Source organism: Pseudoalteromonas sp. SG41-1 (assembly GCF_014164575.1).
In the GTDB taxonomy this organism is placed as follows: domain Bacteria; phylum Pseudomonadota; class Gammaproteobacteria; order Enterobacterales; family Alteromonadaceae; genus Pseudoalteromonas; species Pseudoalteromonas rhizosphaerae.
Genome location: NZ_JACJFL010000014.1, coordinates 19,286 through 31,687, shown reverse-complemented (window position 1 = coordinate 31,687; position 12,402 = coordinate 19,286). Strand labels below are relative to the sequence as shown.

General features: G+C 38.5%; 9 protein-coding genes and 5 tRNA genes. 8 read left to right on the top strand and 6 right to left on the bottom strand.

Going from position 1 to position 12,402, the window contains the following annotated elements:
- Positions 1-27: 27 nt before the first annotated feature.
- The 5 genes from arcA to trmB form a co-directional block, all read right to left on the bottom strand.
- On the bottom strand, positions 28-744 hold the full coding sequence (gene arcA / locus H5203_RS10240) for a two-component system response regulator ArcA (RefSeq protein ID WP_016709833.1): 717 nt from the start codon (positions 742-744) through the stop codon (positions 28-30).
- A gap of 108 nt (positions 745-852) precedes the next feature.
- Positions 853-1,377: a YfiR family protein gene (locus H5203_RS10235; RefSeq protein WP_182758577.1), complete on the bottom strand. Its 525-nt coding sequence runs from the start codon at positions 1,375-1,377 to the stop codon at positions 853-855.
- Entirely contained in the window at positions 1,374-2,999 is a 1,626-nt protein-coding gene (locus H5203_RS10230; RefSeq protein ID WP_145237555.1) for a sensor histidine kinase, read from the bottom strand. The genes H5203_RS10235 and H5203_RS10230 overlap by 4 nt, the downstream gene beginning before the upstream one ends.
- 147 nt (positions 3,000-3,146) lie before the next feature.
- The gene (gene rsmC / locus H5203_RS10225; protein ID WP_145237552.1) at positions 3,147-4,172 is read right to left on the bottom strand and encodes a 16S rRNA (guanine(1207)-N(2))-methyltransferase RsmC; all 1,026 of its coding nucleotides are present in this window, start codon (positions 4,170-4,172) and stop codon (positions 3,147-3,149) included.
- A gap of 33 nt (positions 4,173-4,205) precedes the next feature.
- Positions 4,206-4,931 carry a tRNA (guanosine(46)-N7)-methyltransferase TrmB gene (gene trmB / locus H5203_RS10220; protein WP_145237549.1) on the bottom strand — a complete coding sequence of 242 codons (726 nt, stop codon included), beginning with the start codon at positions 4,929-4,931 and terminating at the stop codon, positions 4,206-4,208.
- Positions 4,932-5,097: 166 nt separating this feature from the next.
- On the opposite strand from trmB, the gene mutY reads away from it, so the two are divergent.
- Together mutY and H5203_RS10210 are read left to right on the top strand one after the other, a co-directional pair.
- Positions 5,098-6,165 (top strand): A/G-specific adenine glycosylase, encoded by a 1,068-nt coding sequence (mutY, locus tag H5203_RS10215; RefSeq protein ID WP_220493125.1) that lies wholly within the window; start codon positions 5,098-5,100, stop codon positions 6,163-6,165.
- Between the two features lie 30 nt (positions 6,166-6,195).
- A complete protein-coding gene (locus H5203_RS10210) occupies positions 6,196-6,468 on the top strand; it encodes an oxidative damage protection protein (protein ID WP_145237543.1) in 273 nt (90 codons plus the stop codon).
- A 49-nt stretch (positions 6,469-6,517) separates the two neighbouring features.
- Here the strand turns inward: H5203_RS10210 and H5203_RS10205 are convergent, their stop codons facing one another.
- Positions 6,518-9,289 carry a hybrid sensor histidine kinase/response regulator gene (locus H5203_RS10205; RefSeq protein WP_182758575.1) on the bottom strand — a complete coding sequence of 924 codons (2,772 nt, stop codon included), beginning with the start codon at positions 9,287-9,289 and terminating at the stop codon, positions 6,518-6,520.
- Between the two features lie 513 nt (positions 9,290-9,802).
- On the opposite strand from H5203_RS10205, the gene H5203_RS10200 reads away from it, so the two are divergent.
- From H5203_RS10200 to H5203_RS10175, 6 genes are all read left to right on the top strand, one after another.
- Positions 9,803-9,878, top strand: a tRNA-Phe gene (locus H5203_RS10200).
- Positions 9,879-9,950: 72 nt separating this feature from the next.
- Positions 9,951-10,026, top strand: a tRNA-Thr gene (locus H5203_RS10195).
- Between the two features lie 50 nt (positions 10,027-10,076).
- Positions 10,077-10,152: transfer RNA gene (locus H5203_RS10190), tRNA-Phe, on the top strand.
- Positions 10,153-10,210: 58 nt separating this feature from the next.
- Positions 10,211-10,286: transfer RNA gene (locus H5203_RS10185), tRNA-Thr, on the top strand.
- A gap of 133 nt (positions 10,287-10,419) precedes the next feature.
- Positions 10,420-10,495: transfer RNA gene (locus tag H5203_RS10180), tRNA-Phe, on the top strand.
- Between the two features lie 506 nt (positions 10,496-11,001).
- On the top strand, positions 11,002-12,402 hold the full coding sequence (locus tag H5203_RS10175) for an efflux transporter outer membrane subunit (RefSeq protein ID WP_182758573.1): 1,401 nt from the start codon (positions 11,002-11,004) through the stop codon (positions 12,400-12,402).

Below are 12,402 nucleotides of genomic sequence, written 5' to 3'. Positions count from 1 at the left end.
TGCTGTCATTACTTGGTAAAACAGATATTAACTATCAATTTTACCAATGAAACGATAACCTTCACCATGGATGGTGCTGATAAGCTCAGATGTGCTGTTATCACTTTCAAAATGCTTTCTGATACGACGGATCGTTACATCAACGGTACGGTCATTCGCACGTAACTCACGACCAGTCATATGCTTGATTAGTTGCTCACGACTGAAAATACGGCCCGGAGAGTCAAGCATTAGACGCAGTGCTCTGTATTCACCTTTAGGTAAACGTTTGGCATCACCATTTGGCGATGTTAAACAGCGACTATTTTCGTCAAGTTCCCAGCCATTGAATGTGATCACACCATTTGTTTCAAGGCTTGATTCTTCACCACCAAGGGCAGTACGAGAAAGCAAGTTACGAGCACGAATAGTTAATTCACGAGGATTGAACGGCTTAGTAATATAGTCGTCCGCGCCAATTTCTAGGCCTAAAATACGGTCTACATCATTATCACGACCGGTTAGGAAAATAAGTCCAACGTTACGCTTTTGACGTAATTCACGCGCTAGTATTAGCCCGTTTTTGCCTGGCAGGTTGATGTCCATAACTACAAGGTTCACATCATCATTATTTGTAAGCTTGTCATGCATGTCATCGCCATCAATGGCTTCAATAACTTTGTAACCTTCAGCTTCAAATAAACTAACGAGGTTTAGTCGAGTTACGTCTTCATCCTCTACAATCAGAATGACTGGCGTTTGCATTATTAATTAACCTTTTTCGGAATATTTTATTTACAATTAATTCGGTATTGTATTATAAAACCGAATACTAGTGATTATAGGAGTATATCCAATTGTTAACAAGTAAAATCAATTCGGATGAAATTTAGAAACAGCTAATAACCGAGATTGCACTTTAAAACTGCTGCGCAACAACTGCTGCTTATTGATATACAGTCGGATTTTATTCCCTTCTTGGACCAAAGAGACAACGCCTCCTTTTTCTAAAAAACTGATACTCTCACCAACTGTTAAGGTACTTAATGAAATGGTATCGATCCAAAGTGGAATTATATCATCTTCCATTGTTTCATCAATGTATGTGATATCACAAAAGCGAGAAAGTTCAGAAATTTGCTGTTTTTTATTAATTAATAAGGTTTCAATCGGTATATCGTTAATTTTAAGATTCGAATTATCCTTTAATAGCTCACCAATCCCATGTTCAACGTCATAAAAACAAAAAGTCACAGCCTGTTTATTGTTAACTTTAGGGAACTCGACGAATTTTGCAATCTGAAATAGGAACGCCGATTTGACTTGTTCAGGGGATTTGGCCTGTAAAAAGGTAGGAAACAGCAGCATCAGAGCCAGTAATAAACCTGTTAATCTCATACTTTACTTGCCTCTGTTAATGGCAAGGTAATTATAAAGCGCGTACCTTCTATATTTTGATCATCAAAGTAAACACTGCCTCCTAAGGCTTGTGTGACTAAATTGTAAACTAAATGCATACCTAAACCACTGCCACCTTCGCCGCGCTTAGTGGTAACAAAGGGATCAAAAATGCGTTTTTTAACGCTTTTATCAACTCCGATACCATTATCGTAATAGTTGATGATCAAGCTACTTTCGTTACGTTCCACTGTGACTTCTATTTCGTTATTTTTATTATCTTTAAAGCCGTGGATTATCGAGTTACTTAATAATTGCTGTAATACCTGTTGTAGGGGACCCGCTTTACTTTCGATCATCAATTGTTCAGAACAATGAATAACGATTTTAGGAGCCTTGATCTCTAGTTCAGTACGCATAGAAAGCATTACGTTAGTTATAAGATCATGCATATTGATCAGCGAATTAAGCTCACCATCTTGGTTTACTGCTACTTTTTTAAAGCTGGATACCAGTTCCGCAGCACGATTTAAATTTCGATAGATAAGGTCTAAGTTTTCTATGCCATTGTCGATAAAGCGCTTCAATTGGTTTGAGGTTAAGGTTTTTTGCTCAAACCCTAGACTTATTTCTGCCAGTTTATCGCGAAGCAGGGTAGAACCAGTGATCCCTAAACCAATCGGTGTATTTACTTCATGTGCAACACCTGCAACCATCTGCCCTAAAGAGGCCATTTTTTCACTTTCAACAATTTGGTTTTGGTATTGATGCATTCGCTCAAGGGTTGTTAGCAACTCTTGATTTGCCTCTCGGAGTGCGATTGTACGTTGATTTACTTTTTCTTCTAGGCTTTGGTTTAACTGTTTAATTTCTTGCTTATCATTCTTATGACGCTCTATTTGATTTTGTGTGCGAGTTAGCATGATATTTAAACTATTCGAAAGCATATTGACTTCGGTAATATTAGTTTTCGGAGCTCGGGCGCTATAATTATGATTTTTCGAAACATCTTGCAGCAACGTACTTAATTGGTCAATGGGGTCGGCAATACGCTTTTGAATTCGTTTTGCGACAAAATAAACCAGTATTAAAACGAATAGCGTTAAAAGGATATCAATAAGAATTTTTTGGTTAATATAGGCGTTAAGGCGCTCTAAGCCACCACGAATATACACATAACCCTTAATATCACCTTCGTAAGTAATTGGTTTGATTAGCTCTATGTAGTCTTCAGTGATTCTAGGTTCTTGAAGTTGCTCAATACTATCAACTCGAAGTGGCACTGGTGGGGTTTTTCGTGCATTGAAACTGGTAAAAAATACTGCTTTATTTGATATTTCGTCGATTGCATAAATATGTATGTTTTTAATGAGTGGAATTTTTTCGAAAGATTTAAGGCGTTGCTCTTCGGTTTTCCTATCATCAAACAGTACACTTACTTGTGCATTAAAAGCGATTATTTCAGCGAGAATATTGAGCTTGTTGACGATTAATTGCTTTTGCTCTTTGACATCTAGGTAGGTTGAAATAGAAATAGATAACGATAAACACAAGGCAGTAACAAGCATGACTGCGCTTATCAGTGCTTTGCGAATACTTGTTGGCGATGTTGATTTAGACATTATTGTAATGAAGGCCAAGTTATTTAATTTTTATCTAGTTGCTGTAAGTCTAGCAAAGACCTATCAAAGTGACTAAAAAATATAATAACTTTGTTGAAAAGCTGCCATTTATATTATTTGGCAGCGTTTGTGAGGTTATAGCAGCAATTAACTGCTATACACTGAAAACTTATTGGTTTTGTGTACTACTTGATAACTACCGAACTGAGCTTCTAGAATTGGCGGGTATTTCAAGAAGCAGTTTGCAACAATGGTTAACTTGCCTTGCTTAGTCAAGTGCTGTTTAGCACCACTTAAAAACTGTTCAGCAACAGTATAATCAGTGGCAATACCGGTATGAAATGGTGGATTTGAAATAATAAGCTCAAATTTTCCAGTTACATTTGCTAACCCATCACTCAGTAAAGCGCTACCGTTAACACCGTTAAGTGCCAATGTTTGCGTGGTTGCATAAGCTGCAAGAGCACTAACATCCGTACAGGTAAAATTCAAAGCTGGATTTTTTAAACCTAAGAAGGTCGCAATAAGACCCGCGCCACAGCCAAAATCCAGTACATTGCCAGATTTAATTACAGGTGCATTCTCTAACAGTATTTTAGTACCGCCATCAAGTTCACCGTGATTAAATACACCAGGTACGCTGATGGCATTAAAACTAACGCCAGCAACATCAACATTAAATTGCTTATGGTAACGAGTAATAACAAACTCAGCTAAGGTTTTTATCTCGGTGAATAAATACAAAGCACAATGGCGGGCACTATCGATTTTATTGCTGTATTCACAGTGGCTACTAAATTGCTTTTCAATCGATTTCACACCACTTTTATTTTCACCAACCACCAGTAACTCAGCGTCTGGGTTGATAACCGCGCGAATATTGTCCAACGTCATCAATGCTTCAGGTTTTGCTTTTGGGTAATAATAAATAACGAGGTCAAAGTGTTGACCGGCTATCTCATGGCTAACACAAACATCAATACTGTTGATATTTTTAGCAAACTCACCATTAGCATGGTTGTAACTAAAAGCGCTGATCTTGCTGTTTGGATTTAACTGGCGCAGTTGTGACAAAAAGCCATCTTGCACAAAATTAACTACTAAAATAGAGTCCGCCATTAGGTTTGCACTATTGCGTAGTAAAAGTGAACTTGGATTAGTTAATGCGCTCATAAATGGCTTTGCCTTAAAGTTGTTTTGATTAATTTAGCTAATACGCTCGAACATTAAATCCCAAACGCCATGACCTAAACGATGGCCGCGTTGCTCAAATTTCGTCAAGGGACGTAAATCAGGACGTGGTACATAATCGTTAGTCTCAGATTGGTTTTTAAAATGCTCCGCTGCTTGCATTACTTCAAGCATATGTTCAGCGTAGTTTTCCCAATCTGTTGCCATATGGAATACACCGCCAATTTTTAATTTGCTACGCAAGCTCTCTACAAATGCAGGTTGCACAATACGACGCTTATGGTGGCGTTTTTTATGCCATGGGTCAGGGAAGAATAGTTGCACCGTAGTAATGCTGCCCTCTGCAATACAATCAGCAAATACTTCAACAGCGTCATGCTCAAAAATACGTAAGTTTGTAATGCCTGCTTCATCAGCATCCATTAAACATGCGCCAACACCTGGGCGGTGTACTTCAATACCAATAAAGTTAAGGTGTGGTGCGCTCTTGGCCATTTCGACCAATGATTTACCCATGCCAAAACCAATTTCTAAAACAACGTCGTTGTCATTACCAAATACTTGGGCTAGATCAAGCATGCCTTGTTGATGTTCAAGCCCCATGGTTGGCCAGCATTTTTCAATTGCCGCAGCTTGTCCTTTGGTTAAACGACCTTCGCGCTTAACAAAACTGCGAATGGTACGAATATATTTACCTTCTTGCATCGCTTGCTCAAGGTTATCGTTACTTGAATCACTCATATATTTTGGCCTGATGAAAACAACATGTCTTAAAATGGTGGCGTATTATCCCTGACCACGGCGTTGATCACAAGGCCTTATCTTTTGTGTATGTTTATAACTTGATATTTTAACTCACTGCAATAGACTGAGCGCCATTAAGAGTCGGGTTTAAAAAGTAATTATTTTGAAGTTAAACAACAGTGAAGCAAGCTGGTTTTCTCAGCAAGTAGTCGATTGGTATGAATTACATGGGCGTAAAACCTTACCTTGGCAATTAAATAAAACACCTTACAAGGTGTGGGTGTCTGAGGTGATGTTGCAACAAACTCAGGTAGTCACAGTTATTCCTTACTTTGAAAAGTTTATGCAAAGTTTTCCAGATATTATCGCTTTAGCAAATGCAGATGAAGATCACGTGCTGCATCACTGGACCGGATTGGGCTATTATGCTCGAGCTCGCAATTTACATAAAACCGCAAAGATAATTCGAGATCAATACAAAGGTGAGTTTCCAACAACGTTAGACGAGGTTGTCGCTTTGCCAGGTATTGGGCGCTCGACTGCAGGAGCTGTTTTATCGCTTTCTCTTGGCCAACATCATCCTATATTAGATGGTAATGTAAAACGTGTGCTTGCCAGATTTTTTATGATTGAAGGTTGGTACGGAGTCAAAAAAGTTGAAAACCAATTATGGCAACTATCAGAGCAGTTAACTCCAGCAAAACAAGTGACTGAGTTTAACCAAGCAATGATGGATTTAGGAGCAAGCCTTTGCTCACGTAGCAAGTTTGACTGCCAACCTTGCCCGTTGCGTTCGCGTTGTGGAGCGTATAAGACTGAGCAGGTAAAACAGTTCCCTCATTCAAAACCTAAAAAAGCAGTGCCAAAGAAAGTGTGCCATCAATTAATTATTCAATGTAATGATCAAGTATTGATGGAAAAAAGGCCTAACTCAGGAATATGGGGCGGTTTATTTAGTTTTTTTGAATTTGAGCAAAAATCTCAGTTAGATACTTTTTTAGCGCAGCAAGGGCTTGCTGTTACAACTGTGCCAATTGAGCCTTTTACGCATATATTTTCGCACTTTGAATTAACTATTAATCCGCATGTACTCACTTTGCATAAAGTGCCTGATGTGGTGAATGAGCGACAACTAGTTTGGTACCCGTTGGACCAGTCAATAGAGGTTGGTTTAGCCGCCCCAACTAAAAAGCTAGTTAAACAAATTGCTACAATAGTTTACACTAACTGATATCGTTTCTAAGAGCACAAGAGAGCAATCATGGCACGCACTGTATTTTGTCAAAAGTTACAAAAAGAAGCCGAAGGGCTTGGTTTCCAACTTTACCCTGGTGAGTTGGGTGAAAGGATTTTTAATAATATTTCTAAAGAAGCATTTGCACAGTGGCAGCACAAGCAAACAATGCTGATCAATGAAAAACATTTAAATATGATGGACCCAGAGCATCGTACTTTTCTAGAAGAGCAAATGGTTGGCTTTTTGTTCGAAGATAAAGATGTAGAAATCGAAGGCTACCGTCCGCCAGAAAAATAATTTTCACATGCGAATAAAAAGGGCAATAAGCCCTTTTTTACTGCTTGAATTAAATCAGATCATCTTGCTCTTGGGCATTACTAACTTGTTCTTTTAAAAACTGCGCAACACGGGAGTACTCAATCTCTAAATTGTCACGCAGTTCAATTAGTTGATCACTGGTTAAGTCTTGTTCTTTACAGTTATCTTCAAAGTCAGCAGCTAGCTCAGCTACTTTTTCTGCGCCAATTGTTTTTGATATAGATTTAAGTTGGTGGCAAGCTGCAATTATTATTTCTTTATCACTGGTCATTACCCCTGTGTTAATGTCTTTAGCTAACGTATGGCTTTGCTCTAAGTACATTTTAAAGAATCGTAACTGCTTTGCTTCATCATTGTTTATGTATTTAGCGAGCATTTCAAAGTTAATTGGTGCTGACGGCTTATTAGGAGAAGCCGTAATCGGTCCTTGCTTGCTTTCACTCCAACTATTAAGAGTTGCCTCTAGCGTATTTAATTCAACTGGTTTAGTAATGAAATCGTTAATGCCAGCATTTAAACAGCGTTCTTTTTCACCCTTTAAGGCATTTGCTGTTATTGCAATAACATAAGGCTGAGCGTTGATGTCTTCAAGTTGTGCAGCTTCGTCGCGAATTTTTTCAACCATGTCGTAACCTGACATTTTAGGCATATGTAAATCAGTTAAAATTAACGGGTAACGGCCGCTTTGCCACATTTTTAAACCTTGCTCGCCGTTATCAGCAACTTCAACGCCAAACCCAAGTAAATGTAGTTGATCGGTAAGTACTTGTTGATTCAAAACATTGTCTTCAACAAGTAGCACGAGTTTGTTTTCTTCACGTGCTTGTTCAATATTTAAATAATTATTAAGGGTTTTAACAGGTTTAACTTGTTTTGGTGTATGCAGCCCCGCAGCAACCAATAACGACATCATAAAGTTTGACTTACACAATGGTGACGCATTGAGATAGAAGATGTTTTTATGATTTATTGCGGCTTCATCTAATTTACTAAGTACGATCACCTGTTGGTTATTATCTTCAAGGGTGTACAGTAAACGGCGTAATAAGTAATTAATGCTATCCATTGAATCGATCCCATCAAGCAACCAGATAACGCCAGGGTTATCTTGAGATTGTTCAATTTCTTGCACCGTTTGCGCCGTAATTGTGTTTGCCCCCATAAATGATAAATAACGAGAAAGCGTTTGTTTTCTGCTTTGATGCTCAGTGATGAGTATTACAGAATGATCTTTCAACGCACCTTTATGGGCATACTTTATGGTGTTTTCAGTACTAAATGGCAATTCCACCACAAAGTCACTACCAATACCTATATCGCTGGTAACACTAATGGACCCTAACATTAACTCGGTTAAACTTTTACAAATAGATAAACCTAGGCCTGTGCCACCGTACTCACGGGTAATTGATCCTTCAGCTTGAATAAATGGATTGAATATTTCACGCAGTTGAGCTTGGCTCATACCTTTACCATTGTCGCTGACGCTAAAACGCAGAGTAAAATGGTCAGCAGTATTTTGTGCCACTTCTACAGCAATGCGTACCTGACCTAGACGATTTTCATCGGTGCTAGTAAATTTAATTGCATTACTACATAAGTTATAAAGTACTTGGCGAACGCGAACAGTATCACCAATTAAATTAACTGGTATATCAGGTGCTATAGCTAGCTCTAAATCAAGCTGACGTTTTTTTGCAACCGATGATAATACTCTGGCAACTTCCTCAATAGTATCCGAGACCGAAAAAGGAGTTGGGTCGATATTTAGTTTACCCGCTTCAATTTTCGAAAAATCTAAAATATCATCCAGAATCCCCAATAGTGAAAAGGCTGATTCACGAATAATTGTACTTAGGCGATGCTGAGCGCCATTGAGATCTGTTTGTCTTAGTAAATCAATGGTGCCAATAACGCCATTCATTGGGGTGCGTATTTCATGGCTCATAGTTGCTAAAAACGTGGTTTTGGCTTCGCTAGCTTGCTCAGCTCTATGGCTCGCTTTTTCAAGCGCTAAAGTGCGGTTTTGCACTTCAGTTTCCAGACTGCTTTGCAGTTTTTGCAAATCTTTTTGGGCTACGTCATTACTATTGATAGCATCTTGTACTTGCTGTAATAGTTGATTGATATTTTTAGCTACAACGCCAAGGCCGATATCTAATTGTTCGTCGATATGTGTATTGTAACTGCCAGATTTAGTGATGCTCTCTAATTCATGTGCAAGAGTGTCACTACTTTTGCGGATCCGCGTATTAAGATAAACGTTAAAAAACAGCGCTAGTAAAAATAAACTTACTCCAGCAACTCCTGCAATAGCCAATGCAAGCACGATGGAATAATTTGGCAGTAGAGGGGGGGCAGTGATTTTTTGTTTAATGATTAATTCACCAACGGGTTGATCATTTAAATTTAATTGATGATGGATAATACCTTGCTCAGCTAAATGTTGATCAAGTTTTAGCGGTGCAATTGCTGGTTTATTACTGGCAAAAACCAATTGTGTTTGAGCAGTAGGTGTATATCTATATAAGTAGTAATCAAATTGATTATTTAGCGAAGCGCTTAAATTTAGTAGTTGAGTGGCATTATCTTGTCCTGTTCGAGTCAATGCATTAACCAAAGGTGTGTCTAATTGCTCAGCTAACGTTATTAAGCTTAGTGAAATTGGTGGTGCTTTTGAGTCTTCAGTGTTACTAGGGTAAAAAGAATAAGCAACCACAGCGAGTGCTGTTACGGCTAAGTTTATTAGTATAAAAAGAGGTAACAGCCCTTTTACAGGAGAAGAAAATTTACTCTGCATTTATTATCCAACTTAATCTATTATCAACCGCAATCTAAACAGTCGCTTGTGTACTGGAAATCAATCCTACCATTTACCAGAAATAATTCACTACGTTTTTAGTGCTGTTGTTTACAAGGAGCCTAAATTAATAGACAGTTACGTTAAACTACAAACAGCTGTTGTAATAAACAGCGTTTTTTACGTTTATTAAACAGTTTGTTGAAAAACCGTGCAAACAGTTATAAAGAATAAAAAAAAAGTTGACTTGAAAGGGCAAAACCAGTTTAATACGCCGCACACGCAGATAGCTCAGTCAGTAGAGCTAAGCGGAAAGTGTATAAAAACACTTTATAATTTTTTATTAAAACTGAAATTGCCCAGATAGCTCAGTCAGTAGAGCTAAGTGGGGATTGTATTGAAAATCCTTTGTGATTTTTTATTAAAACTGAAATCGCCCAGATAGCTAAGTCAGTAGAGCTAAGTGGGAATTGCATTGAAAATCCCTTGTGATTTTTTATTAATACTGAAATTGCCCAGATAGCTCAGTCGGTAGAGCAGAGGATTGAAAATCCTCGTGTCGGTGGTTCGATTCCGCCTCTGGGCACCATTATTTAAGTAGTGGTGTTTAAATCAAATGATTAAAACATTATTACGCGTGCCTTAGCACACAGTTTAGTGTGCCGACTTAGCTCAGCTGGTAGAGCAACTGACTTGTAATCAGTAGGTCAACCGTTCGACTCGGTTAGTCGGCACCATTTATTTAGATTAAGTGTTTAATTTAACAACTAATCTGCACAGTTAATGTGCCTCGATAGCTCAGTTGGTAGAGCAGAGGATTGAAAATCCTCGTGTCCCTGGTTCGATTCCGGGTCGAGGCACCATTTATTAAAAGTTATCAATCTTTAAAATTGAAACGTGCCTTAGCACACAGTTTAGTGTGCCGACTTAGCTCAGCTGGTAGAGCAACTGACTTGTAATCAGTAGGTCAACCGTTCGACTCGGTTAGTCGGCACCATTTATTTAGATAATTTGAAAGAGCAACTGACTTGTAATCAGTAATTCGTTCAGGTTATCAGTTCGACTCGGTTAGTCGGACCATTTATTTAGATTAAGTGTTTAATTTAACAATTAATTTGCACAGTTTATGTGCCTCGATAGCTCAGTTGGTAGAGCAGAGGATTGAAAATCCTCGTGTCCCTGGTTCGATTCCGGGTCGAGGCACCATTTATATCAAAGCCCTGCATTTGCAGGGCTTTTTTGTATCTGAAATAAACTAAGCTAGCAGTTTACGAAGAAAAACAGCGTCAATTCTGACTCTTGTACAATACCATTCTTTAATTTGTAATCTCAAAAACTCGCGCCTTTTATAAATAACGTGCAAACTAGCGCTCTTATAATTTATACCAATCGACTTAAATATTTAACTATTCTAGCGAGCTAAACAAAGCGCTAACTGTGTTATAAATTTTTCATGCAGAACAACTAGATGTCAAAATTTATGCCTTGTTATCAAATGGTCAGTAACTTAAAACGATTGGTATTAAGGCAAGCTTGACTTTCTAAACGTAAACACCGGCTTGCATTTCCCACTAGTAAATATAAATTGGCAAACTCAATCCTCAAAAACGACTCTTTATTGTGATATTTGTAATGTTATGTAAAGTCAGTTGAGCTATCTGTGAACTGGTGCTTGAATTACACTCATAAATATAAGTAATTCAGGTTTTTATATGATTTGGCAACTTAAGCCGAGTTTAGTGTTAGTCAGTGCCTTGCTGCTCAGTGCATGCAGCAATCAGCTAAATCCAACTGAACGAGTGCAACATACAGCAAATGCTCCTGAGCAATGGCAACAAGCAAAGGCGTCAGCATTTAAGGTTGAAGATAATTGGCTTCAACAATTAGAAAACCCACAGGTATTTGCATTGGTTGAACAAGCATTAGCAAGTAACCAAGAGATTTTACAATCTGGGTATGATGTTGCAATTAAACAGCAGCAATTAATTGCGTCGGGCGCGGCTCTTTGGCCGAGTTTAGATTTATCTGCGCGAACTAATCGCAGTAAAAACAATCGTCCAGTTAGTTATAGCAATGTCAGTTCAGCAAATTTAACACTTAATTATGAAGTTGATTTATGGGGCAAGCTTTCTGATGCGCAGCGCCAGGCAAACCTTGATTTTCTAGCGCAGCAGGCAAATTTTCAACAAGCAAAACAACGCTTAGTAGGTGATGTGGTCAGTGGTTGGTTTAATGTAATAACGGCGCAAAAATTATTGGCGCTGTACCAGCAACGAGAAAAAAACGCAGAGCAGAACCTAGCAATTATTGAGTCGGGTTATCGTCAAGGTATAAATGATGCCTTAGATGTTTATTTAACGCGTAATGAGTTAAACAATGAGCGTTCACGTATTGCTGGTCAAAAAGCCACTCTCAGTCAAGCAATTCGCGCTTTAGAGCGTTTAACTGGCGACTACCCGCGCGGTGCTTTAAGTGTTGAGGCTGACTTACCTCTATTAAATAAATCTATCCCTTTAGGTTTACCGTCAGAGCTTATCACACGTAAACCAAGTTTAATGGCGAGCTGGTATCAATTATTAAGTACTGATGCTAATTTAGCTTATGCTCACAAGCAGCGTTTTCCAAGTTTAAATCTGAGCGCTACGTTAGGTGACAGTGCTGATCGTGTCAGTGATTTATTTTCACCATCAAACTTAGCATGGTCATTAGTGGGTAGTATTTCTTCGCCACTTTTTGATGCTGGTAGGCTAAGTGCTGATGAAGAAGCTGCCCGTTTAGCTGTGTTACGTCAGGAGCAAGTATATTTAGCCAGTCTATATGATGCATTTAATGAGGTGGAAACAGCTATTTCGCAAGAGCAATCTTTGCAAATTCGCTACTTAGCTACACTTAAGGCACAAGAAAATGCCATTGCAGCAGAGCAACTTTCTTTTGAGCAATATCAAAGTGGCTTAGTAACTTACACTACGGTACTCGATGCGCAAGATAGGTCCTTTGACGCACAAAGCTCTGTCATTGAAATTAAGAACCAATTAATTATTAACCGAATTAATCTCCATATTGCCCTTGGTGGCGATTTTTCACAGCCAACCAACGAGTCAACTGAGCAATAA